The following is a 23,807-nucleotide window of genomic DNA, read 5'->3' as shown; positions in this document are numbered from 1 at the left end:
CGGAAGCCGGGCCCGGTCTGCACCTCGCGGCTTCAGAGGCGTAGCCTTTATTTCCGCTGTCCATCACCTTGTGAAGCGGAAGAGGGCGGTTACCGCCGTGTCGCCACAGTCCCCCAGTAACTCGAGCATCTCGACCGACCAAGACGGGCAGGGCAAGGACCCTGCTGCTGCCTTCGGTCCCAATGAGTGGCTCGTCGACGAGATCTATCAGCAGTACCTCCAGGACCCGAATTCGGTCGACCGAGCCTGGTGGGACTTCTTCGCCGACTACAAGCCAGGGGCGGGCGCTTCCGTAGCCGCCGCCCCGGCGAAGCCGGCGGGTGACGCGGCCGCGGGGGCCGCGGCCACCACTCCCGCCGCGCCGACGGCCGAGGCCGCTCCGGCTCCGGCTCAGGCCGCTCCGGCCGAGGCCGCGCCCGCGGCGCCCGCCGCCCCGGCGGCCAAGCCCGCGGCCGCGCCGCAGGCCGCTCCCGCCGCGAAGCCGGCCGCCGCAGCTCCGGCCCCCGCCGCCAAGCCCGCCGCCGCGAAGCCCGCGGCCGCCAAGGCTGAGCCGGCGACCGAGGCTCCGGCCGGCCCCGAGTACGTGACGCTGCGCGGCCCCGCCGCCGCGGTCGCGAAGAACATGAACGCCTCGATCGAGGTCCCGACGGCGACGTCGGTCCGCGCGGTCCCGGTGAAGCTGCTCTTCGACAACCGCATCGTCATCAACAACCACCTCAAGCGCGCCCGCGGCGGGAAGATCTCCTTCACGCACCTCATCGGGTACGCGATGGTGCAGGCCATCAAGGCCATGCCGTCGATGAACTACTCCTTCCAGGAGAAGGACGGCAAGCCGACCCTGGTCAAGCCGGAGCACATCAACTTCGGCCTCGCCATCGACCTGGTGAAGCCCAACGGCGACCGCCAGCTGGTCGTCGCGGGCATCAAGAAGGCCGAGACCCTGAACTTCTTCGAGTTCTGGCAGGCCTACGAGGACATCGTCCGCCGCGCCCGTGACGGCAAGCTGGGCATGGACGACTTCACCGGTGTGACGGTCTCCCTGACCAACCCCGGCGGCCTCGGCACCGTCCACTCGGTCCCGCGCCTGATGCCCGGCCAGTCGGTCATCATGGGCGTCGGCTCCATGGACTACCCCGCGGAGTTCCAGGGCACCTCCCAGGACACCCTGAACAAGCTCGGCATCTCGAAGGTCATGACGCTCACGTCGACCTACGACCACCGGGTGATCCAGGGCGCCGCTTCGGGTGAGTTCCTGCGCATCGTCGCGAACCTCCTCCTCGGTGAGAACGAGTTCTACGACGAGATCTTCAAGGCGCTCCGGATCCCCTACGAGCCGGTCCGCTGGCTCAAGGACATCGACGCCTCGCACGACGACGACGTCACGAAGGCCGCCCGTGTCTTCGAGCTGATCCACTCCTACCGCGTCCGCGGCCACGTCATGGCCGACACGGACCCGCTGGAGTACAAGCAGCGCAAGCACCCCGACCTGGACATCACCGAGCACGGCCTCACCCTGTGGGACCTGGAGCGGGAGTTCGCGGTCGGCGGCTTCGCCGGCAAGTCGATGATGAAGCTGCGCGACGTCCTCGGCGTGCTCCGCGACTCGTACTGCCGCACCACCGGCGTCGAGTTCATGCACATCCAGGACCCGAAGCAGCGCAAGTGGCTGCAGGACCGCATCGAGCGGACCCACGCCACCAAGCCCGAGCGCGAGGAGCAGCTGCGCATCCTGCGTCGGCTGAACTCCGCGGAGGCCTTCGAGACGTTCCTCCAGACGAAGTACGTCGGCCAGAAGCGCTTCTCCCTGGAGGGCGGCGAGTCCGTCATCCCGCTGCTCGACGCCGTGCTCGACAGCGCCGCCGAGTCGCGCCTGGACGAGGTCGTCATCGGCATGGCCCACCGCGGCCGCCTGAACGTCCTCGCCAACATCGTCGGCAAGTCGTACGCCCAGATCTTCCGCGAGTTCGAGGGCAACATGGACCCCAAGTCCATGCACGGCTCCGGCGACGTGAAGTACCACCTGGGCGCCGAGGGCACCTTCACCGGCCTGGACGGCGAGCAGATCAAGGTCTCGCTGGCCGCCAACCCGTCCCACCTGGAGACGGTCGACCCGGTCATCGAGGGCATCGTCCGCGCCAAGCAGGACATCATCAACAAGGGCGGCACGGACTTCACGGTCCTGCCCGTCGCCCTGCACGGTGACGCGGCCTTCGCGGGCCAGGGTGTGGTCGCCGAGACGCTCAACATGTCGCAGCTGCGCGGCTACCGCACGGGCGGCACGGTCCACATCGTCATCAACAACCAGGTCGGCTTCACCGCCGCCCCGGAGTCGTCGCGCTCCTCCATGTACGCCACCGACGTGGCCCGCATGATCGAGGCGCCGATCTTCCACGTGAACGGCGACGACCCCGAGGCCGTCGTCCGCGTCGCCCGCCTCGCCTTCGAGTTCCGCCAGGCGTTCAACAAGGATGTGGTCATCGACCTCATCTGCTACCGCCGCCGCGGGCACAACGAGTCGGACAACCCGGCGTTCACGCAGCCGCTGATGTACGACCTGATCGACAAGAAGCGCTCGGTGCGCAAGCTCTACACCGAGTCCCTCATCGGTCGCGGCGACATCACCCTCGAAGAGGCCGAGCAGGCGCTGCAGGACTTCCAGGGCCAGCTGGAGAAGGTCTTCACCGAGGTCCGCGAGGCCGTCTCGCAGCCCGCGCAGGCCGACGTGCCCGCCCCGCAGGCCGAGTTCCCTGTGCACGTCGAGACCGCGATCTCCCGGGAGGTCGTCAAGCGGATCGCCGAGTCCCAGGTCAACATCCCCGACCGGGTCACCGTCCACCCGCGTCTGCTGCCGCAGCTGCAGCGCCGCGCGACGATGGTCGAAGAGGGCACGATCGACTGGGGCATGGGCGAGACCCTCGCCATCGGCTCGCTGCTCCTGGAGGGCACCCCGGTCCGCCTGTCGGGCCAGGACTCCCGCCGCGGCACGTTCGGCCAGCGCCACGCGGTCCTCATCGACCGCGCGACGGGCGAGGACTACACGCCGCTGATGTACCTCTCCGAGGACCAGGCGCGCTACAACGTCTACGACTCGCTCCTCTCCGAGTACGCGGTGATGGGCTTCGAGTACGGCTACTCGCTGGCCCGCCCCGAGTCCCTCGTCATGTGGGAAGCGCAGTTCGGTGACTTCGTCAACGGCGCGCAGACGGTCGTCGACGAGTACATCTCGGCCGCCGAGCAGAAGTGGAACCAGCACTCCGGTGTCACGCTGCTCCTGCCGCACGGCTACGAGGGCCAGGGCCCGGACCACTCGTCCGCCCGCATCGAGCGCTTCCTCCAGCTGTGCGCGCAGAACAACATGACGGTCGCGATGCCGACCCTCCCGTCGAACTACTTCCACCTCCTGCGGTGGCAGGTGCACAACCCGCACCACAAGCCGCTGGTGGTCTTCACCCCGAAGTCGATGCTGCGCCTCAAGGCGGCGGCCTCGAAGACGGAGGAGTTCACGACGGGCGGCTTCCGTCCGGTCATCGGCGACAGCCACGTCGAGGCGTCGGCGGTCCGCAAGGTCGTCTTCTGCTCCGGCAAGCTGTACTACGACCTGGAGGCGGAGCGCCAGAAGCGCGGCGCCGACGACACGGCGATCATCCGCATCGAGCGCCTGTACCCGCTGCCGGGTGCGGAGCTCCAGGCGGAGATCGCCAAGTACCCGAACGCCGAGAAGTACCTGTGGGCGCAGGAGGAGCCGGCGAACCAGGGCGCGTGGCCCTTCATCGCCCTCAACCTCATCGACCACCTGGACCTGGCGGTCGGCGCGGACATCCCGCACGGCGAGCGCCTGCGCCGCATCTCGCGGCCGCACAGCTCGTCCCCGGCGGTCGGCTCGGCCAAGCGTCACCAGGCCGAACAGGACCAGCTGCTCAGCGAGGTCTTCGAGGCGTAAGCCTCGCCGGTCGTACGTGGGTGGGCCCGGCCCCGAGTTCTCTGGACTCGGCGCCGGCCCACCGGCGTTCGCTCACCCTTCGCTCACCCTTCGCTCACGCTTCGCGCAGCAGGGCCGCCAGGCGGGTGATCGCGGCGTGGATCTCGTCGGCGCGGACGTAGGTGGCGCGCGGGCCGTACTCGGGCAGCAGCCGCCGGGCCTCGCGGTACTCCGTCAACGCCCGCTCCGGGTCACCGAGTTCTTCGAGGGCCTCGGCGTACGACTGGTGGGCCTCGGCGGCGAGCGACGGTTCACCGGCGGCCACGGCCGTCTCAGCCGCCTCGCGGTAGTACTCGGCCGCCCAGTGGAGCTGCGCCGACAGTCCGGTGCGGGCGAAGATCTGCGCGGCCACCTCGCCGCGCCGCAGGAGGCAGTACGCGGCGAGCACGGGGTCCGTGACGTTGCGCGCGACCGCGCCGAGGAGCCATTCGGCCTCGTGGAGGTCGGCCAGGGTCCGCTGGACGTGGAAGCGGGCGATGTACGCGTTGGCCAGCTGCATCCGGCGCTCGTCCCGGCCGGGGTCGCGCGGCGGCGTCGCGTCGACGGCCTCGCGCAGCCGGCGCACGGCGTCGTCGGTGTCCGCCACGGAGGCCGTCGCGACGCCGCGCTGAGCGAGGGCGGTGCCGAGCCGGGACATCAGCACGACCCGGCTCGGGTCGTCCCGCGCCGTCAGGGGGAGGGCGTTCGTCCAGCCCTCGATGGCCAGTTGGCGGTGGACGGGCAGGCCCGTGGCCAGGTGGCGTGCCCAGTACACGTCGGCGCCGCGCACGTGGCAGGCGAGGGTCAGCCCGTGGTCCCCGTCGGCCGCTTCGAGCGCCTCTTCCAGGGCGGTGTGGATGAGCCGCTGGCCGCCCTCGTCGGCGTCGTGGCACCAGGCGAGCTGCAGCGCCTCGGCGAGGTCCAGCCAGGCCAGGCTGCGCTCGTCGGCGGCGAACGTGCCGCGCGCGAGGGCCTCTTGCAGGTCGTCACAGGCGTCGGCGGCGATGGCGGTCCCGTCCGGCGCCCCGCGGTCACCCCCCTCCCGCGCGATCTCGCCCCGCCCCGTGCAGTGCCGCGCCAGCCGCTTGCGCAGCCGCCCCCGCAGCAGGAACCCGTCGGCCGGGTCGGGGCCGAGGGTCAGCACACCGGTGGTGTCGACGGCGCGGCGCATGAAGTCGACGTACACGTCCTGCGGCCGGGGACCGTCCACGCCGTGGCGGGGCCGCCCCAGGGTGCTGCCGTGAAAGGCGACGTCACCGAGGTCGAGGTGCCCCGCACGGGGGGCGGGCCGCTGTACGGCACCGTCCGCCCCCGCGCTCCCTGCTCTTTCCCCCGCCACCGGTCCGAGAAAGACCCCGCCGCTGAAGTCGATCCGCGGGACCGCACCCGACGCACCTCCAAAGGTGTCGGCAAGCCCCCCACGCCCGGGGCCGCCCTCCACGACCCGTCCCCCGAACACCCCGGCCGCCCCGCCCCATGGCCCCTGCCCGACCCCGGCGGCCGAGCCGGAGCCGGGGACACCACCGGGGCCCGCCCCGGAGCCCCGTCCACCCGAAGGAGCGCCCGGGTTCGGGGCGTCACCGGGTCCCGACCCGGCGCCCTGACCCACACCCTCACCACGTCCGCCGAAGGCGGGGCCGGGAGCGCCGCCTGCCCCGGACCCGTAGCCCTGTTCACCAGGAGTACCGCCGGAGTCCGGGGCCGCACCCCGACCCGGGTCGGCGTCCGAACTCGCGCCACCGACCCGCACGCCCCCCTCCACCAACCGCGCCGCCACCACCGCCAAGCGGCCCAGTGTCTCCGCCAGGGCGCGTTGGGCGGGCCAGCCCGGGTGGGACGGGTCGTCGCCGATGTGGGCGGGGATCGGGAGGAGTTCGGCTGTCGCGTCGTTCAGGAGGAGGTATTCGGCCCAGAGCGCCCCGCGCGTCCCACGGGGGCCGCGTGGCGGGCCGTCGGCGAGGCGGGCCGCCCGCACCCGCACCTCGTCGGGCAGCGCGGCCGCAACCGTGCCCGCGCGCTCCACCTCCTCGGCGATCTCCATGAGCACCGCACCGAGGAGGAGCCGGGTCTGCGGGGGCCGGTCCGCGATCGTGGCCGCGGCCCGCAGCGCCTCGCGCAGGTCAGCCACGCTGCGCCGCGCCGTCCACCGCAGGAACAGCGTCTCGCCCAGCTCGGCCAGGACGGCGTCGCGCCCCGCACCGGCCGGCGCGGCCCCGACCGCCGCCTCCAGCAGGTCGACCGCGCGGTCCAGTTCACGGGCCTGGCGCCCCTGCGCGTACCGTTCGCGGGCCGCGCGGGCCGCCACCCGCAGCGCCGTCGCGTCGCCCCCGCCGGGGTCCCGGCCGATCTCCGTCCGGGTCCTCGGGAGGAACCGCCGCAGCACCTCCCCGGAGACTTCGGCGAACGCCCGCAGGCCGGGGTGGTCGGCCTCGCCGCCGGTGCCCGGCGGCTGCGCGGGCTCCCCCGCGTCGCCGAGCAGCGCGACCGCCGTGGCGGGGAAGTTGTGGACGCTGCGGCCGAACCGCCGCTCCAGGTAGTCCGAACAGTGCTTCTGCAGCAGCCGCGCGTCGTCCGGCGCGAGGTGCCCGATGAGCTCCTCCTCGACACCGTCGAGGAACTGGTAGGCGAGCACCTCGGGGTCGTCGTCCCGCTCGCTGCGTTTCAGGAGCCCGCCGAGCAGTACCTCGGCGAGGACCTCCGGCCCGCTGCCCGCCAGCATCGCGCGCTGCACGAGCTGCATCACCGGCAGGATCGTCGGCACCGCCGACAGGTACACGGCGAGCTGCCAGGCCGCGGGCGACGCGGTGCGCCGGAACGCCCGCACCCGTTCCCTGCCGCCGACCTCCTGCCGGGCCCGCACGGGCGCGGCGGACGGCCCGTGCCCGGCCTCGGCCAGGCCGGCCGCAGCCTCCAGTGACTGCCCGGTCGCGCCCGACACGAGCTTGGCCCAGCCCTCCACGGAGGACCGGCGCAGGGCGAGCACCGGTACGGGGATGCCCCGCCGCGGCCGCCCTCGCGCGCCCCCGCCGCCCGCGGGCTCGAACTCCAGGTGTCCGGCGGGCCCCTCCCAGCGGTGCAGGTGCCCCCGCCGCGCGGGCAGGTGCGTACGCCGCCACATCCGCTGCGGCAGCGGCTGCACCACGGCGACCGGCGCGAGCGAACCCCACCGGTACAGGAGCCGCTGCATCAGGCCGCCGCGCCACATCGGTCCCGCGCAGTCGCTGAGGACGAGGGTCAGCCGGCTTCCCGTGGGGTCGCTGAGGCGCCCGGGGTCCTGGAGCGCGGCGCCGGGGCGGGCCGTCGCCGCGTACCCGGGCCGGCCGTCGGCGCCCTCGTGCAGGAACTGCACCTGCACCTCGCGGAAGGCGCCCGACCGCTCGCACACGTGGCGTAACTCGCCGAGGGCCTGCTCCCACACGACCGTCGAGGTCGACAGGTCCATCACGAGCAGCAGCCGCGCCTCGCGCCGCCGCGCGTGCCGCAGCACGGGCACCACGAGCCCGGTGTCGGCGGCCCGCTCCGCCGTGGCCTGTTCGTCGAGGTCGCGCGGCACGGGCCGGACGGGCGGCCGGTACCGCTGCAGGGGCCGCAGCGCGCGCTGCAGGGCGAGCGGGTCGGGCAGCACCGCGGCGGCGGGCACCTGCACGGGGACGCCGCCGGGCCGTTCGGGGCCGCCGCCGTCCTCGACGGGCACGACGAGGCGGGAGCGGGGCGCGGGGCGGGGCGGCGGGTGGGGTGTGGGGGCGGGTGGGGCGGGCGTCCAGTGCGGGTCGGCCTCACCGGGCGCGCCGTCGGACCGCGCGGGCCGTGCCCGGTCCGCCTCGGGGCGGCGCGCCCCGTCGCCCTCGTCCCCCTCGCCGCACGCGGCGACCTGCGCCGCGAGCCACAGCGAGTCGGCCAGCTCCCGCACGGTGGGGGCAAGTTCGGCGTCCCGCAGCCGCGCGACGAGCGCCGTGAGCGCGTCGCTCGCGGCGTCGGTGCGGTGCGGGGCTTGGGTCATGGCGTCACCGCGGCCCGCGGTCCAGGGGCCGCATGAGCAGCCCGGCGATCTCCTCGCGCCGCTCCGGCTGCTGCCGGGCGGCGTGCTGGGCGAGGAAGATGGCGTTCAGGAGCTGGTCGGTGGGGCGCAGCGCGCCGTCGGCCTCGGCGTCCGTGAACTGGTCGACGAGGTCGATGTTCGTGTCGTACGCCCCCGTCCCGAAGTGCGCGAGGACCATCGCGGCGAGCCGCTGGTCGCGGGGCGGTTCGAGGTCGAGCGGCACGCAGCGGCGCAGCAGCGGTCCGGGGAACTCGCGCTCGCGGTTGCTGGTGAGGACGACGACGGGGAAGGCGCGGCAGCGGACCCGGCCGCGGGTGACGGGCACGCGGCGGCCGTCGTCGGTGAGGACCTGCACGGTCTCCTGTCCCGGCCGGTCGGCGATCCGCTCCAGCTCGGGGATGCCGAACTCGCCCTCTTCCAGGACGTTCAGGAGGTCGTTGGGCAGGTCGATGTCGCTCTTGTCGAGCTCGTCGATGAGCAGGACGCGCGGCCGGTCGGACGCGATGAGCGCGGTGCCGAGCGGGCCGAGCCGCAGATAGCGGCCGATGTCCTCGGCGTGGTCACGGCCGAGCTGGTTGTCCTGGAGGCGGCCGATCGCGTCGTATGTGTAGAGGCCGTCCTTCAGTTCGCTGCGGCTGACGATGGCCCACTGCAGGACGCGGCCGAGTCCCAGTTCGTACGCGAGGGAGTGCGCGAGGGTGCTCTTGCCGGAGCCCGGCTCGCCGGTGACGAGGAGGGGGCGCCGCAGGTAGAGGGCGGCGTTGATGAGTTCGAGGGCCTCGGCGCCCTGCACGGACATGGGGACGTTGCTGTCGCCGAGGCGCCGGCGCGTCGCGGAGTCGATGTCCGGGACGTCGTACGGCACCGGTTCGGCGTCGAAGGCGCGCCAGGGCGGCGGCGCCGGCAGCCGTCGGATCCTGTCCGGATCCGGACCACCGACCCCTTCATAGATGAACCATCCGCTCACTGCGTGCTCCTCGTCGACGGTCGGTGGAAACGTACCCACGATCGCGCCCTCGCCACCGCGCGCGTGCCCGCGCGTGCCGCCCTCACGGCGAGTCCGCCGGCATCGTGTCCTCGGGCGGCAGCGGCCGCCGCGGGTCGTCGTACAGCAGGGCGAGGGGTTCCGCCCAGTGCCGGTCGTCCCTGCTCCTGCTGATGTCCTGCCGGATGTGCCGGATCCGGTCGGGGAGCTCGGCGACCGAGCCGAGCCGTCCGAGCAGCTGCTCCACGCCCGCGTGCAGGTCCTCGCAGGCGTCCTGGCAGCCCCGGGTGGCGTGCCCCTCGATGTGCCAGAGCACGACGCCGTGCCCGCTGCCGAGGGCGAGCCTCATGGCGTCGCGTCCGACGCCGCGCCCGGCGGGCCTGCACATCACGGGGATCACGGTGTGCGGCAGCTTCTGGAAGTGCCGGGCCTGCGGCCTGCTGTCGCGTTCGGGTACGCGCGCGGGCGCCAGTGCGCGCGCGGCGGCGACCGACCGCCAGCGGTCGTGCCAGTCGGGGTTGTCCGGATCGGCGCGGCGTGCCAGGTCGCGCAGGACGACGCGGCGCTGCGTGCCGAGCCGCTCGGTGGCGTACAGCTTCGCGATGTCGTCGAACTGCCAGCGGTGCACCTGCGTGTCGAAGTGCTCGGCGGGCAGGGCGAATTCGAGCGGAACGGGCGGTCCCTCGCCGTCCAGCCGGTGCAGCGTCCTGCCGAGGGGCGTGCGCAGCGCCTGGACGAGCTCCCCGGGCAGGAAGCCCTCTCCGGAGTAGTCCTCGGCGGCCAGTTCCGTGTCGCCGTACGCGCCCTCGTACTCCCCCTCCCCCTGGTGCTCCCCGTGGTTGACCCAGATCTGCCAGTGGAAGCGGGCGGGCGTCACGCTGATCACGGGGTCGAGCAGGACGGTGACGGTGGGGCCTTCGCCGGGGCCCGGGTAGGGCACGGCGGCGCGGTCCGGGCCGCCGGGGTCGGGGAGCAGCCCGTCGGGCAGCCGGGCGTCGGTGACCAGGGCGTGCAGGTGGACGCGGTCGTCCTCGCGGAGCCGCTCGGCGACCCAGTCCTCAAGGCGTTCCGCGTCGCCGCCGCGGCTGCGGACGTACGCGGCGACGAGCCGCAGGTAGTGCAGGAACGTCAGCGCGTCCTCGGGCAGGGCGCTGTCGTAGAGCAGTCCGTGGCCGTCGCGCCAGGTGAGCAGCGCGGGCACGGCGCCGGGCGGCCTGCGCCCCCGCACCTTGCGCACGATCTTGGCGACGGACGGCGCGGCCCCCGGGCCGGGCAGGCCTGCGAGGAGGCCGAGCGCGGCGCGGCGGTCCCTGGGGGTCCACTGGTCGGGCCCCGGGCGGCGCTCCATGCCGGGCAGCCGCTGCTGTTCGTCGATCCAGTTGTCGCCGGTGATGACGCGCGGGGCGGTGCCGTGCCAGCGGTCGTGGGCGGCCGTCACCTCGCGGTAGGCGTCGCCGAACTGGCGCAGCGCGAGCGTCGCGACGGCCATGCCGCCGTCGCGCTCCCTGCGGCGCGACTTGATGACGCCGACGACGGCGCCGGTGCGCGGGTCGAGCAGCGGGCCGCCGGAAACCCCCTTGGGGAAGGCGATGTCGGGCTTGAAGCGCAGCCCGGCGCCGTCGTCCCGGACGTTGATCTCGGCGTCGGCGCTCCAGGGCTTGGCGCCCGCGCTGCTCTCGTTCTCGTCGGGCCGGTAGCCGTACGCGACGACGTCGCCGAAGGGCCGTACGGCACGGTCGGCGAGCCATACACACTCGTGCTCCACGGCGTCGTCGAGGAGCCGGACCAGGGCGAGGTCCTCCTCGGGCGGCAGCACGGCCCGCTCGTGGTCGCCGATGAGCCAGTGCGCCAGGCGGGCCGTGACGGGAATGCCGTCGTTGAGGTCGGTGCCGCGCACGGCGAACGTCCGCCCGCGGTCCCTGGCGAGATACGGCCGCAGCACGTGGGCGCAGGTCAGCACCCACCCGGGCGCGACGAAAAATCCACTCCCCCACATGGCCGACTCCGTGCCGTGCGCGCCGTCGCCGTCCGCCGCCATGAGGTGGACGGTGGCGGCCTGCGCGAGGGCGTCGAGCCGGGGGGCGGGCTCAGGCATGCGGGGTGGCGGGGGTCGGTGGGGTGCCGGTGGTCGGCGGGGGCGCGGCGGTCGGTGGGGTCGCGGCGGTCGAAGGAGTGGCGGCGGCGTTCTGCGGGGTGCTCGCGCCACGGTCGAGCCGCCACGTCAGCGTGACCTGCACGGACGCCTTGGCCTCACCCTCGGCGAGTACGGCGATCACCTTGCCGGGCTTGGCGCTGAGCTCCACGCCGAAGGTGACGCTGGCCTCGTCGGGCCCGGCGGCCGCCGCGGCGTCGAGCACGGAGCCGCCGACGCCGCGGATCAGCTCGCCCAGCTCCTCGACCCGGGCGACGGCGGTGTCGAGCACGCCGACGTCCTCGTCGTCCTCGCCGTGGCGGCCGGACGCGCCGATCCGCGCGTGCACGACCTTCCCGCCGGGCAGTTCGATCCGCTGGACGTGTCCCGCCACTGTCCCCCGCTCTCCGCGCAGCTCACCCTTCGCCCTCGCCTACTCGGTCTGCGACGAGGGCAGTGGCCCGCATGGTTGCAGGCGCCCCTCGAACGGCGCACGAAACCGGCCAGGTGGGAGCGGCCCCCGTACGGCCTACCATGAAGCTGAAACAGCCGTTTTTGCGTCTTCGTGTAGAGGCCGTCCGCAACAGGAGCATCAGTTGTACTTCACCGACCGTGGCATCGAGGAGCTGGAGAAGCGGCGCGGCGAGGAAGAGGTCACTTTCGAGTGGCTCGCCGAACAGCTCCGCACCTTCGTGGACCTCAACCCCGACTTCGAGGTCCCGGTGGAGCGCCTGGCGACATGGCTGGCGCGTCTGGACGACGAGGACGAGGACGAGTAGTCACCCGGGCCAGGCGGCTGCCCGAGACGAGTAGTCACCAGGGCGGTCACCCGCCGAGCAGCGCGGGGGCCAGCTCCCGCCACTGCGGCAGCGGCAGGGCGGCGGGATCGGCTGTAAGCACCTGTACGCAGACGTGGTCGGCGCCCGCGTCGAGATGGGCCCGCACGCGCGCGTGGAGCACGTCGACGTCTCCGTAGGCGACGATCGCGTCGACGAGGCGGCGGCTCGGGCGTCCGCCCGCAATGTCTTCGTCGCCGAATCCCATGCGGCGCATGTTCGCCGCCTGGTGGGGGGCGCTCCCGACGTAGCCCGCCACGTGCCGCTCGGCCACCTCGTACGCCCGGTCGACGTCGGTGTCGAGGACCACGGCCTGCTCGACGCCGAGGAACGCGTTCGGCCCCATGGCCTCGCGGGCCAGTGCGGTGTGCTCGACGGGAACGAAGTACGGGTGGGCGCCCCAGGTGCGCTCGGCGGCCAGCGCCAGCATCTTCGGGCCGAGCGCGGCCAGGACTCGGCGCGGGGCGGGGTCGGGGGCGGGCCCGTGCGCCGGGGCGGCGTCCATGGAGTCCAGATAGCGGCGCATCGTCGAAAGCGCCTTCCCGCGCGCGGGAACGCGATAGCCGTCCACCTCGACGACGGCGTCGTCCACCCGGTGACCGCCGAGGCCGAGCAGATAGCGCCCCGGAAAGGCCTCGCCGAGCGTGCGCTCCGCCGCCGCCATGGCAAGCGGGTCCCGGAAGGCGATGTTGGCGATGCCCGAGGCGACGACGATGCGCCGGGTCGCGGACAGCAGCAGCCACGCCTGCCCCACGGTGTCCCGCCCGAAGGCCTCCCCGAACCAGAGGGCCCCGTAGCCCAGCTCCTCGATCTCCGCGGCGGCCTCCCGCACCCGCGTCGCGGGGTGCCCTTCGAAGGCGAAGGTCCACACCCCCACCCGCCCGAGCCCGTCCCGCGCCATGAAGCCACCGCCACCGCCACTGCCACTGCCACTGCCATTACCGCTGCCACCCACGCGCCACCCCTGCCCTTCCCCGTCACCCATCACCTATCACCGGTCCCCTATCCGGAGAACGTCTCCGTTTGACCTGGGCCACGATACGGAGAACCTCTCCGTTTGACTAGCCCCCGGCGCCGCGGCAAGCGAGGATGACCCGATGACGAACTCTCGGGGAGCCTCCGCAGACCGGCAGCCGCGCGCGGACGCACGGCGCAACCGCGAGCGGATCGTCACCGCGGCACGTGACGCGTTCGCCGAGGCCGGCCCCGAGGCATCCCTCAACGAGATCGCCCGCCGCGCGGGGGTCGGCGCCGGCACGCTCTACCGCCACTTCCCCACCCGCTCCGCGCTCCTGACCGCGGTGCTCAAGGACCGCATCGACACCCTGTGCGAACGCGCGGATGCGCTGCTCACGGCCGACTCTGCCGACGAGGCGCTGGCCGAGTGGCTGCGCGCCTTCCTGGCCCACGCGCGCGTGCATCAGGGCCTGGGGAGCGCCCTGTTGATCGAGGAGGCGGAGCGGCCGGACGCCCTGGGCTTCGACTGCCACCAGCGGATCCAGGACGCGGCACACCGGCTCCTCGCCCGGGCCCAGCACTCCGGCACGGCCCGCCCCGACCTCACAGCCCCCGACCTGCTCCAGCTGGTGGTGGGCATCGCGCTGTCAACGGCACACGCCACCGCGGACCCGTCCCAGCCGGCCCGCCTCCTCGCCCTGACCCTGGACGCGGTCCGCCGCCCTTGAGCCCATCGACTTCCCCCCACCTCCACCCATGACCGCCCCCGGACACTCACTTCAGCCCCGCGCCCGCGTCCTGTCGTACGCGAGGCCGCCGGCCCCCTGCGCCAGCAGCAGCGCGGCCGCCGCGGCCCATCCCGCGCTGCGCCGCCGCACCGCCCACACCGCCAGTGGCAGCCCGGCCGCGACCTGTGCCGCCGCCAGCGCCCGCGCCCTCGGCCCCCGCACCCAGGGCCCGAGCGGACCTTGCTCCACGGCTCCGAACTCCGCCCGCACGGCGTCCCGCCACCCGGGCCACTCGATCTGTCGGACGCCCTGCTGGACGCGCGCCACCTCGCGCAGCCGGTCGGCCGGTTCACAGGGGCCGAGGCCCGGCGGGAGGGCGAGACCCGTGCGGGTGAGGACGGCGAGGAGCCCGCGCATCCTGGCGCGCGCGTCGGCCTCCGTGTCGGGCCGGGCGAGCGCTTCGAGGGACTGCAGGTCGAGTACGGGATCGAGGCCGAGGCGCGCGGCGAACGTGCGCATCGCCTCGTCCTCCCCGAGGGGCGTCCCGTTCGCCAGCCACTCGTATCCGACGGTCCGCCGGAAGCCTGCCGCGAGGGTGTAGCCGGAGCGGTCGCCGTCCCACCACAGGGCGAGCACGGGCCAGCCGGAGCCGACGGCGAGCGCGGTGGCCCACCCGGTAAGGACCCGGTCGACGGGCTCCACACTTTCGCCGCCTTGCTCCCCTTGCAGCCACGGCTTGCCCTCGGGCACCAGCACGCTCCAGCCATGACCGGCCTCGACGAGCAGCATCCGTTCGTGGAGCAATCGGGCGACGGTCTCGACGGCGTCGGGCTCGGCCCGGCACAGCAGCAACGCACCGGCGGCTGTGGCGAACCCGGAGGAACCGGCGGAATCGGGCGAAGAGGCATGGGACGGCATGGCTCCACGCTAGGACAGATAGGCACAATCGGCGCAGATAGCTGCATAAACGCGTCCATGAGGCAGCTCGGACGGGTGGTTCACCCCGCCGGGTGTCTTGACTTCACGGATCCGCGATATATCGTGAATGGCAGAGACGCGATATGGCGCGTCGCGTCCGGCCCGCCAAGGAGGTCAGCCCATGTCCGAGTGGTCCGTCGCCGAGCCCCGGAAGCTCACGTTCGACGCCCCAGTGACAGCACTCCACGTCCGCGTGGTCAACGGCACGGTGAACGTGGTGGGCACGGACGAAGCCTCCGCCCGCCTGGAGGTCTCCGAGATCGAGGGCCCGCCCCTGCGGGTGACCCTGGAGGACGGCGTCCTCACCGTCGCCTATGACGACCTGCCCTGGAAGGGCTTCCTCAAGTGGCTCGACCGCAAGGGCTGGCGCCGCAGCGCGGTGGTCTCCCTCGCCGTGCCCTCCGCCACCGCCGTCGAGGTGGGGGTGGTCGGCGCGGGCGCCGTGATCTCCGGCATCGAGGGCCGCGCTGAGGTGAAGGGCGTCACCGGTGACACGACACTGCTCGGGCTCGCGGGCCAGGTCCGCGCGGACACGGTCTCCGGGAGCGTGGAGGCCCAGGGCGTCACCGGCGCCCTCCGCTTCAACTCCGTGTCCGGGAGCCTCACGGTCGTCGAGGCGGCGGGCCCCGCGGTCCGGGCCGACTCGGTGAGCGGCTCGATGATCGTGGACCTCGACCCGGCGGGCACCCCGACGGATGTGGCCCTGACGAGCGTGTCGGGCGAGATAGCGATCCGGTTGCCGCACCCGGCGGACGCGGAGGTCGAGGTGGACACGGCGAGCGGCGCGGTGTCGAACGCCTTCGAGGATCTGCGGGTCGGCGGACAGTGGGGCGCCAAGCGGATCACGGGACGGCTGGGCACCGGGCGCGGACGGCTCAAGGCGACGACGGTGTCCGGTTCCATCGCGCTCCTGCGCAGGCCACAGACGGAGGAAGAGCCGATGGAAGAGCCAGTGGGAGGGCCGGTGGGAGAGCCGGTGGGAGGACCGATGAGGGAAGATCCATACGACGAGGCCCCCCTGGACGTGCCCCCGGCCGACACCCACGGCCCGGCTGACGCCCCGACCGACGGCCCGACGGATGGCCCGACCGACAAGAAGGTGCTCTGACATGCCCCCCGTCTTCGCCCACGGCCGCCTGCGCCTGTACCTGCTCAAGCTGCTCGACGAGGCCCCGCGCCACGGCTATGAGGTGATCCGCCTCCTGGAGGAGCGCTTCCAGGGGCTGTACGCACCTTCGGCAGGCACGGTCTACCCCCGCCTCGCGAAGCTGGAGGCGGAGGGCCTGGTCACCCACACCACCGAGGGCGGCCGGAAGGTCTACGCCATCACGGACGCGGGCCGCGCCGAGCTGGCCGGCCGCAGCGGCGAGCTGGCCGATCTGGAACTGGAGATCCGCGAGTCGGTGGCCGAGCTCGCCGCCGAGATCCGTGACGGCGTCCAGGGCGCCGCCGGTGAGCTGCGCCGCGAGATGCGCGCCGCCGCCAAGGAGGCGCGGGCCGCGGGCGGTTCGGCCCCCGGCAAGCCGTTCCCGGACCCGAGCGACTTCTTCGACGGCACCTGGGGCGACAAGGAGAGCTGGCACCAGGCGAAGGAGGAGTTCAAGCGCGCGAGGCAGGAGTGGAAGGAGCAGGCGCGGCGCGCGAAGGACGAGAGCCGCCGGGCCCGTGAGGAGGCCCAGCGGGCCCGCCGCCAGGCCAAGGACGCCCAGGAGGAGGTCCAGCGGATCGCCAGGCGCGTGCAGGAGCAGGTGCAGGACCACTTCGCGCGGGGCGACTGGCCGACGGGCGTGCGCGAGGGCCTGACCGAACTGGCCAAGGAGTTCGGCGGTTTCGGCAAGGACTTCGCCAAGAACTTCACCACAGGCACGGAGACCGCCAACGGCACCGGCACCAAGCCCGACGCCGCCACCGGCACCGGGGCCGCCACCGGCACCGGCACCGGCCCCAAGTTCAGCACCGCCCGCGAGGACATCCCCGTGGACTACGCCCCGGACTGGGCCCGCGAGGACCTCACCGGCGACCCCGGCAGAGACCTCGACCGCCTCCTGGACCGCTTCCGCGACGACATCCGGGACGCGGCCCGCGACCACGGCGTGACGGAAGCCCAACTCCGCGAGGCCCGCCGCCACTTGTCCCAGGCGGCGGCACACATCGGAGCATCCCTGCGGACACCCGCCCGCTGACAGGTCGGAAGCCCTCGGGCCCCCGGCTTTGACCCGGGGCCCGGGGCTGCGACCTACGAGCCCGGGACTGCGGCCGGGGACGCCAGGACGTGGCACGCGCCGGTCCTGGCACTCCGGGCCTGAGGCCTGGCCCCGGGGCGTGGACCCTGACACCTCGGACTTGGAGGCCTGCGGACCCCGGCTGTGGCCTGGGGCTGAGGCCTACGATCTCGGGATTGCGGCCTGGGACGCCATGCCCCGGGCCTGAGGCCTGGCCCCGGGGCATGGCCTCGATATCTCGGGCCTCGCACCTTGAGGACCCGAGGGCCTGGCGCCCTCCGGACATCCGGGCCTCGGGACATCCGGGCCTCGGGAGCTGCTGGCCTCGGGACCTGCTGGCCTCGGGACCCCCAGGCTGAGCCCCGCGGGACGCGGCCTGCGGGGTTCCGGCACCTCGTCGGGGTCACGGCGCCCCGGCGAAGAGGACCCGCTCCAGTTCCGTGTATGTCACCCCGTGGTTCGCCAGGGCCTCCGAGGTCACCCCGGGGCGGACCGTGAGCGCCAGGAGCAAGTGGTGGCCTCCGATGACCCGGTCGCGGCGGGCGGTCGCGATGCGCAGGGACTTGATGAGGACCTCTTTGGCGTCCCGGGTGAAGGGCAGTCGGCCGAGCCAGGCCTTCAGGCCCCGGCCCTGGGCGCGCCCACCCGTGTGCGCACCGGCCAGCACCCCCGCCCCGTGCGTCTCTTCCACGCGGGCGACGATCTCCTCGACGTCGATGCCGAGGCCGGCGAGCGCTTCGGTGTCGGCCTGCGAGAGCCCGCCCCTGCGCCGCGCCTCGGCGAGGGCCCGTTCGATCGACTCGCGCCGGTCCGCCGCTCCCAGAGCGGTCAGCGCGAACGAGGCGCGGCTGGTGGCCCCCTGGTCGAGCTGCGCGAGCAGGGCGAGCAGCATGTGCCCGTCGTCGACCGCGGAGGCCCCCGCCCGCTCGGCCTGCTCGACCGCGCCAAGGACCACGGCGCGGGACTCCTCGGTGAACCGCTCGAACATCACTGCCTCCCGTACTTCTTGTGCACGGCCTGCCTGCTCACTCCGAGCTCCGCGGCGATCTCCTGCCACGACCAGCCCTGCAGGCGCGCGCTGCGCACCTGCACGGCCTCCAACTGCTCCACCAGCTTCCGCAGCGCGGTGACGGCCCGCAGACCGACCCGTGGGTCGTGATCGCCCGCGCGCTCGGCGAGATCCGTTGCTTCGGTCATGCACGTCAACTTACGTTGACATCGAGCAGGCGTCAACCCACGTTGACAGAACTCAGGGGCTTCAGACCTCCAGCACGATCTTGCCGAACAGGTCGCCGGATTCCAGTCGTTCGAAGCCCTCGCGGGCCCGGTCCAGGGGCAGTACCTCGTCGATCACCGGCCGGACGCCCGTGGCCGCGCAGAACGCCAGCAGGTCCTCCAGCTCGTCCTTGGTGCCCATGGTCGAGCCGACGACCTTCAGTTCCAAGAAGAAGATGCGGGTGAGTTCGGCGTGCGAGGGCCGGTCGCCGCTCGTCGCCCCCGAGATGACCAGCGTGCCGCCGGGCTTCAGCGACTTGACGGAGTGGGACCAGGTCGCCGCGCCCACCGTCTCGATGACGGCGTCCACCCGCTCCGGGAGCCGCGCGCCCGACTCGACCGCCTCCACCGCGCCCAGCTCAAGCGCGCGCTTGCGCTTGGCCTCGTCCCGGCTCGTGGCGAAGACCCGCAGCCCGGCGGCCCTGCCGAGGACGATCGCGGCCGTGGCGACGCCGCCGCCCGCGCCCTGCACGAGGACCGAGTCCCCGGGCCGTACACCGGCGTTGGTGAACAGCATGCGGTAGGCGGTCAGCCACGCGGTCGGCAGGCAGGCCGCCTCCGCGAAGGAGAGCTCCTTCGGCTTGGGCAGGACGTTCCAGGTGGGGACGGCGACGCGTTCGGCGAAGGTCCCCTGGTACTTCTCCGTGAGGATGGAGCGGCCCTCGCGGGGCCCGACGCCGTGCCCCGTCTGTCCGATGACGGAGTGGAGGACGACCTCGTTGCCGTCCTCGTCGATCCCGGCGGCGTCGCAGCCGAGGATCATCGGCAGCTTCTCCTCGGGCAGGCCGACCCCGCGCAGGGACCAGAGATCGTGGTGGTTGAGAGAGGCGGCTTTGACGTTCACGGTCGACCAGCCGGAGCGCGCCTCGGGGGCGGGCCGCTCCCCCAACTCAAGGCCGTCGAGCGGCTGGTCACGGTCGATACGAGCAGCGTAGGCAGCGAACATGAGGCGACCCTAGGCGTGACCGCCGCCCCGGCGGAACCACGTACGGCTGTGACACGCACCGCGCCCCCTGCCGCACGGTGTGGCACGCACCGCGCCCCCTGCCGCACGGCGTGGCACGGCAGGGGGCGCGTCGGTTCGCGTGGCAACGGGTCAGCTGCGGGCCACGCCCTCCGCCCGGGCGGCGGCGGCGACCGCGGCCGTCACGGCCGGGGCGACCCGCTCGTCGAACGGCGACGGGATCACGTAGTCCGCGGAGAGCTCGTCCCCGACGACGTCCGCGAGGGCGTCGGCAGCGGCGATCTTCATGCCCTCGGTGATGCGGGAGGCCCGCACCTGGAGCGCGCCCGCGAAGATGCCGGGGAAGGCCAGCACGTTGTTGATCTGGTTCGGGTAGTCCGAACGGCCGGTCGCGACCACGGCCGCGTACTTGTGCGCGACGTCCGGGTGCACCTCGGGGTTCGGGTTGGCCATGGCGAACACGAAGGAGTCGGGCGCCATGGAGGCGACGGCCGGCTCGGGGACCGTGCCGCCCGAGACGCCGATGAACACGTCGGCACCGTCGAGGGCGGCCTCCAGCGAACCGCTGATCCCGGCCTTGTTGGTCAGCTCGGCGAGCTCCCGCTTGACCGGGGTGAGGTCGTCCCGGTCCCGGCTCACGATGCCCTTGCGGTCCGCGACCGCCACGTCGCCCAGCCCCGCTTCGAGCAGGAACTTGGCGATGGCGACACCGGCCGCGCCGGCGCCGGAGATCACCGCGCGCAGTTCACCGAGCGTGCGCCCGGTCAGCTTCGCCGCGTTCCGCAGCGCGGCGAGCGTCACGACGGCCGTGCCGTGCTGGTCGTCGTGGAAGACGGGAATGTCGAGCCGCTCCTGGAGCTTGCGCTCGATCTCGAAGCACCGCGGTGCCGAGATGTCCTCCAGGTTGACGCCACCGAAGGAGGGGGCGAGCCGCACCACCGTCTCGACGATCTCGTCGGCGTCCGTGGTCGCGAGCGCGAGCGGCACCGCGTCGACGCCGCCGAACTGCTTGAACAGGATGGCCTTGCCCTCCATCACGGGGAGGGAGGCCTCGGCGCCGATGTCCCCGAGACCGAGCACCGCGGTCCCGTCGGTCACCACGGCGACGACATTGGATTTCCACGTGTAGTCGTGGACGAGCTCCGGCCGCTCGGCGATCGCGCTGCACACCTTCGCGACGCCGGGCGTGTAAGCCAGGGACAGGTCGTCCTTGTCGCGGACCGGCACGGTGGCCTGCACGGCCATCTTGCCTCCGCGGTGCAGCGCAAACGCCGGATCGAAGGGCTCGGCCGCACCCGCGGGGCCCTCATGATCCGTACTGCTGTCGCTGCGAGGATTGACGATCTCCGCTGCCACTTGTCTGACCCCTTAAGTCTTATTCATCAGTTGAGGGTGTCCACTCCCGGTTGAGAAGTGGGCGGGCACCGCGTCCGTTCCCCGCCTGTCGGCGGGGGGAGGTACGGACACGCGGGCGCGCCGCACACGCGCCCTGAGCCCCGGATGAGGGGTGTAGCCAACCTTTGTACCCGAAGGCGGCGGGCCCGGGCGAGTGACATTGGTTGCAGCATGGTCCGCAGACGTCCCTCAAGGCCGGGACGAGTGGCACTGGGAAAAAGGGATCTCGCACCGTCTCGCGACATCTCGTGGCGCCTCACGGCATCTCACCGCGTCCACAAACAACCCGATGTCCGAATTCTCCGAATAGTGCGCTCCATAGGGCGCTCAGGGAGTCGGAGAGTCCACATTCCGAGATTCAGCGGATATCGATCGGTTAACGGCGATTCGCTCCCACCCCGATACGCCCTTGCCGTACCGGGATGTTGGCTTTCGAGGCTCGCCCGTTATCCGATTTTGACATCTCCGGCACCCAGAATCGGACGGTCCGAATGGCAAGATGCCGTCATCACACGAGGTCGCGACACCCGAAGGTGTGTGCCCGACCCATCGGCAACTCCCTCATCCGCCGGAGGACCCACCATGACCGCACGCTCCATTTGTCGTAAGACCGCAGCGAAGTCCGCGAAGTCCCGGATTGCGGTGGTCGGCACGATCGCGGTCGTCGGTTCGCTGCTGCTTTCCGGCTGCGGCGACCAGACCAACGACAAGGAGAGCGACACGGTCAGCAACGCCCCGCTCGCCGACAAGCTGCCCAAGGACATCCGCGACAAGGGCGTCATCAAGGTCGGGTCCGACATCGCCTACCCGCCGGTCGAGTTCAAGGACAAGTCCGGCAACACCGTCGGCATCGACCCCGACCTGGGCGAGGCGCTGGGCAAGCAGCTCGGTGTGAAGTTCGAGTTCGAGAACGGCACCTTCGACACCCTCCTCGGCGGTCTGCGCTCCAAGCGCTACCAGATCGCGATGTCGGCCATGACCGACACCAAGAACCGTCAGGAAGGCATCGACGAGGAGACCGGCAAGAAGGTCGGCGACGGCGTCGACTTCGTCGACTACTTCACGGCGGGCGTCTCGATCTACACCAAGAAGGGCGACGACCAGGGCATCAAGACCTGGGCGGACCTCTGCGGCAAGAAGATCGTGGTCCAGCGCGGCACCGTCTCGCACGACCTGGCCAAGGCCGAGTCGAAGAAGTGCAAGGGCGGCAAGAAGATCTCGATCGAGCAGTTCGACAACGACCAGCAGGCCCAGACCCGGCTGCGCTCCGGCGGCGCCGACGCGGGTTCGTCCGACTTCCCGGTCGCCGCGTACGCGGTGAAGACGTCGGGCGGCGGCAAGGACTTCCAGCTGGTCGGCGAGCAGGTCGAGGCGGCTCCGTACGGCATCGCCGTCTCCAAGAAGAACCCCGAGCTGCGCGACGCGATCCAGGCCGCGCTGAACGCGATCATCAAGAACGGCGACTACGAAAAGATCATCAAGAAGTGGGGCGTCGAGGACGGCGCGGTCGAGGAAGCCAAGATCAACGGCGGCAAGTGACCCCGCCCCTCCCCCTCCCAGTCGCTGAAAGGCCACTCACGTGACCCCAGACATCTCCAAGAAGGGCCCGGCGGACGACGTCCCCACGGCCCGCCCGGCGGAGGCCATCAAGGCCATCCCGGTCCGGCACTTCGGCCGTTACATCGCCGCGGTCCTGGCGATCGGCGTGCTCGCCTCGATCGTCTACGCCTTCTCGCAGGGCGACATCAACTGGGGCGCGATCCCCGACAACTTCTTCGACGAGCGCATCCTCAAGGGTGTCCGCGAGACGCTGATCCTCACCTTCCTCTCGATGCTCATCGGCGTCGTCGGCGGTGTGATCCTCTCGGTCATGCGCCTGTCGAAGAACCCGGTGACCTCGTCGATCGCCTGGTTCTACATCTGGTTCTTCCGCGGTACGCCGGTCCTGGTCCAGCTCTTCGTCTGGTTCAACCTCGGCTTCGTCTTCGACTACATCAACCTCGGCCCGGTCTACAAGGACGAGTGGTCGGACTTCATGACGCCGTTCCTGACGGCGCTGCTCGGCCTCGGCCTCAACGAAGCCGCGTACATGGCGGAGATCTGCCGCGCCGGCCTGCTCTCGGTCGACGAGGGCCAGACCGAGGCGTCGCACGCGCTCGGCATGAGCCACAACAAGACGCTGCGCCGCGTCGTACTGCCGCAGGCGATGCGCGTCGTCGTGCCGCCGACCGGCAACGAGTTCATCAACATGCTGAAGACGACGTCGCTGGTCGCCGCCGTCCAGTACTACGAGCTCCTCAAGTACGCCCAGGACATCGGCACGTCGTCCGGCGCGACGGTGGAGACGCTGCTGCTTGCCGCCTGCTGGTACCTGATCATGACGTCGATCCTCAGCGTCGGACAGTTCTACCTGGAGCGCTACTACGCGCGCGGTTCGTCGCGCTCGCTGCCCGCCACGCCGTGGCAGAAGATCAAGGCCAACATGCTGTCCCTCAACAGCCCGCGGGGAGGCACCGCATGACCGCCATGGTGAAGTCCGAAGGCGTCCACAAGTCCTTCGGCAACGTAGAGGTCCTCAAGGGCATCGACCTGGAGGTCGAGTCGGGTGAGGTCTTCTGCCTCATCGGCCCGTCCGGCTCCGGCAAGTCGACGTTCCTGCGCTGCATCAACCACCTGGAGAAGATCAACGCCGGCCGGCTGTACGTCGACGGGGAGCTGGTCGGCTATCGCCAGAAGGGCGACAAGCTGTACGAGCTGAAGGACAGCGAGGTCGCCCTGAAGCGCCGGGACATCGGCATGGTCTTCCAGCGCTTCAACCTCTTCCCGCACATGACGGCGCTGGAGAACGTCATGGAGGCGCCGGTCCAGGTCAAGGGCATCGCGAAGGCCGAGGCGCGGGAGCGCGCGGGCCAGCTCCTGGAGCGCGTCGGCCTCGCCGACAAGGCGGGCAACTACCCGTCGCAGCTCTCCGGCGGCCAGCAGCAGCGTGTGGCGATCGCCCGCGCGCTGGCGATGGACCCGAAGCTGATGCTGTTCGACGAGCCGACGTCGGCGCTCGACCCCGAGCTGGTCGGTGACGTGCTCGACGTGATGCGCGACCTCGCGGAGACCGGCATGACGATGATCGTCGTCACGCACGAGATGGGCTTCGCCCGTGAGGTCGGCGACAGCCTGGTCTTCATGGACGGCGGCGTGGTGGTCGAGTCCGGCAACCCGCGGGACGTCCTGACGAACCCGCAACAGGAACGCACGCAGTCGTTCCTGTCGAAGGTGCTCTAGCGCTTCGCTGGGTGAGCCGATCGCCGAAGGGGCCGGTACGGATTCCGTACCGGCCCCTTC

At 72.3% G+C, this 23,807-nt stretch carries 18 protein-coding genes; 8 read left to right on the top strand and 10 right to left on the bottom strand.

What is annotated here, in order from left to right; all coding sequences use genetic code 11:
- Window positions 1-97: 97 nt before the first annotated feature.
- A complete protein-coding gene (locus AB0H82_RS08240) occupies window positions 98-3,940 on the top strand; it encodes a multifunctional oxoglutarate decarboxylase/oxoglutarate dehydrogenase thiamine pyrophosphate-binding subunit/dihydrolipoyllysine-residue succinyltransferase subunit (protein ID WP_362990134.1) in 3,843 nt (1,280 codons plus the stop codon).
- A gap of 94 nt (window positions 3,941-4,034) precedes the next feature.
- On the opposite strand, the gene AB0H82_RS08235 is transcribed toward AB0H82_RS08240, so the two are convergent.
- The 4 genes from AB0H82_RS08235 to AB0H82_RS08220 all read right to left on the bottom strand — a co-directional run bounded on the left by AB0H82_RS08235 (window position 4,035) and on the right by AB0H82_RS08220 (window position 11,507).
- Window positions 4,035-7,958, bottom strand: coding sequence for an SAV_2336 N-terminal domain-related protein (locus AB0H82_RS08235; protein WP_362990132.1), 3,924 nt, complete (start codon window positions 7,956-7,958; stop codon window positions 4,035-4,037).
- A gap of 4 nt (window positions 7,959-7,962) precedes the next feature.
- On the bottom strand, window positions 7,963-8,964 hold the full coding sequence (locus tag AB0H82_RS08230; protein ID WP_362990130.1) for a MoxR family ATPase: 1,002 nt from the start codon (window positions 8,962-8,964) through the stop codon (window positions 7,963-7,965).
- A gap of 82 nt (window positions 8,965-9,046) precedes the next feature.
- Entirely contained in the window at window positions 9,047-11,077 is a 2,031-nt protein-coding gene (locus AB0H82_RS08225; RefSeq protein ID WP_362990128.1) for a trypsin-like peptidase domain-containing protein, read from the bottom strand.
- Complete coding sequence (locus AB0H82_RS08220) at window positions 11,070-11,507, bottom strand: CU044_2847 family protein (RefSeq protein WP_362990126.1); 438 nt, start codon at window positions 11,505-11,507, stop codon at window positions 11,070-11,072. The genes AB0H82_RS08225 and AB0H82_RS08220 overlap by 8 nt, the downstream gene beginning before the upstream one ends.
- A gap of 202 nt (window positions 11,508-11,709) precedes the next feature.
- Between AB0H82_RS08220 and AB0H82_RS08215 the strand changes: the two genes are divergently transcribed.
- A complete protein-coding gene (locus tag AB0H82_RS08215) occupies window positions 11,710-11,892 on the top strand; it encodes a DUF6104 family protein (RefSeq protein WP_003961784.1) in 183 nt (60 codons plus the stop codon).
- Between the two features lie 46 nt (window positions 11,893-11,938).
- Here the strand turns inward: AB0H82_RS08215 and AB0H82_RS08210 are convergent, their stop codons facing one another.
- The gene (locus AB0H82_RS08210) at window positions 11,939-12,850 is read right to left on the bottom strand and encodes a TIGR03620 family F420-dependent LLM class oxidoreductase (protein WP_362990124.1); all 912 of its coding nucleotides are present in this window, start codon (window positions 12,848-12,850) and stop codon (window positions 11,939-11,941) included.
- Window positions 12,851-13,046: 196 nt separating this feature from the next.
- Between AB0H82_RS08210 and AB0H82_RS08205 the strand changes: the two genes are divergently transcribed.
- Window positions 13,047-13,634 (top strand): TetR family transcriptional regulator, encoded by a 588-nt coding sequence (locus AB0H82_RS08205; protein ID WP_362990122.1) that lies wholly within the window; start codon window positions 13,047-13,049, stop codon window positions 13,632-13,634.
- A gap of 51 nt (window positions 13,635-13,685) precedes the next feature.
- Here the strand turns inward: AB0H82_RS08205 and AB0H82_RS08200 are convergent, their stop codons facing one another.
- The gene (locus tag AB0H82_RS08200) at window positions 13,686-14,552 is read right to left on the bottom strand and encodes a hypothetical protein (protein ID WP_362990120.1); all 867 of its coding nucleotides are present in this window, start codon (window positions 14,550-14,552) and stop codon (window positions 13,686-13,688) included.
- Window positions 14,553-14,733: 181 nt separating this feature from the next.
- Here AB0H82_RS08200 and AB0H82_RS08195 point away from each other — a divergent pair, with 181 nt between their 5' ends.
- Together AB0H82_RS08195 and AB0H82_RS08190 are read left to right on the top strand one after the other, a co-directional pair.
- Window positions 14,734-15,720, top strand: coding sequence for a DUF4097 family beta strand repeat-containing protein (locus AB0H82_RS08195; protein WP_362990118.1), 987 nt, complete (start codon window positions 14,734-14,736; stop codon window positions 15,718-15,720).
- Between the two features lies 1 nt (window position 15,721).
- Window positions 15,722-16,795: a helix-turn-helix transcriptional regulator gene (locus tag AB0H82_RS08190; RefSeq protein ID WP_362990116.1), complete on the top strand. Its 1,074-nt coding sequence runs from the start codon at window positions 15,722-15,724 to the stop codon at window positions 16,793-16,795.
- Window positions 16,796-17,237: 442 nt separating this feature from the next.
- Here AB0H82_RS08190 and AB0H82_RS08185 read toward each other — a convergent pair whose 3' ends face one another.
- The 4 genes from AB0H82_RS08185 to AB0H82_RS08170 form a co-directional block, all read right to left on the bottom strand.
- Window positions 17,238-17,822, bottom strand: a complete 585-nt coding sequence (locus AB0H82_RS08185; protein ID WP_362990114.1) for a Clp protease N-terminal domain-containing protein — start codon at window positions 17,820-17,822, stop codon at window positions 17,238-17,240.
- Window positions 17,822-18,031 (bottom strand): sigma factor-like helix-turn-helix DNA-binding protein, encoded by a 210-nt coding sequence (locus AB0H82_RS08180; protein ID WP_362990112.1) that lies wholly within the window; start codon window positions 18,029-18,031, stop codon window positions 17,822-17,824. The genes AB0H82_RS08185 and AB0H82_RS08180 overlap by 1 nt, the downstream gene beginning before the upstream one ends.
- Window positions 18,032-18,092: 61 nt before the next feature.
- A complete protein-coding gene (locus AB0H82_RS08175) occupies window positions 18,093-19,055 on the bottom strand; it encodes a zinc-binding dehydrogenase (RefSeq protein WP_362990110.1) in 963 nt (320 codons plus the stop codon).
- A 150-nt stretch (window positions 19,056-19,205) separates the two neighbouring features.
- A complete protein-coding gene (locus AB0H82_RS08170) occupies window positions 19,206-20,429 on the bottom strand; it encodes an NADP-dependent malic enzyme (RefSeq protein WP_362990108.1) in 1,224 nt (407 codons plus the stop codon).
- Between the two features lie 621 nt (window positions 20,430-21,050).
- On the opposite strand from AB0H82_RS08170, the gene AB0H82_RS08165 reads away from it, so the two are divergent.
- The 3 genes from AB0H82_RS08165 to AB0H82_RS08155 are packed head-to-tail and all read left to right on the top strand — an operon-like array spanning window position 21,051 to window position 23,747.
- A complete protein-coding gene (locus tag AB0H82_RS08165) occupies window positions 21,051-22,007 on the top strand; it encodes an ABC transporter substrate-binding protein (protein ID WP_362990106.1) in 957 nt (318 codons plus the stop codon).
- 40 nt (window positions 22,008-22,047) lie between these two features.
- Entirely contained in the window at window positions 22,048-22,989 is a 942-nt protein-coding gene (locus AB0H82_RS08160; RefSeq protein WP_362990104.1) for an amino acid ABC transporter permease, read from the top strand.
- Window positions 22,986-23,747 carry an amino acid ABC transporter ATP-binding protein gene (locus tag AB0H82_RS08155; protein ID WP_362990102.1) on the top strand — a complete coding sequence of 254 codons (762 nt, stop codon included), beginning with the start codon at window positions 22,986-22,988 and terminating at the stop codon, window positions 23,745-23,747. Before AB0H82_RS08160 ends, AB0H82_RS08155 begins: the two co-directional genes overlap by 4 nt.
- Window positions 23,748-23,807: the final 60 nt, after the last annotated feature.

Origin of the sequence: Streptomyces sp. NPDC050732, from assembly GCF_040654255.1 — a bacterium.
Lineage (GTDB): Bacteria > Actinomycetota > Actinomycetes > Streptomycetales > Streptomycetaceae > Streptomyces.
The sequence above is the reverse complement of the archived record's forward strand: the minus strand, read 5'-3'. Positions and strand labels throughout refer to the sequence as shown.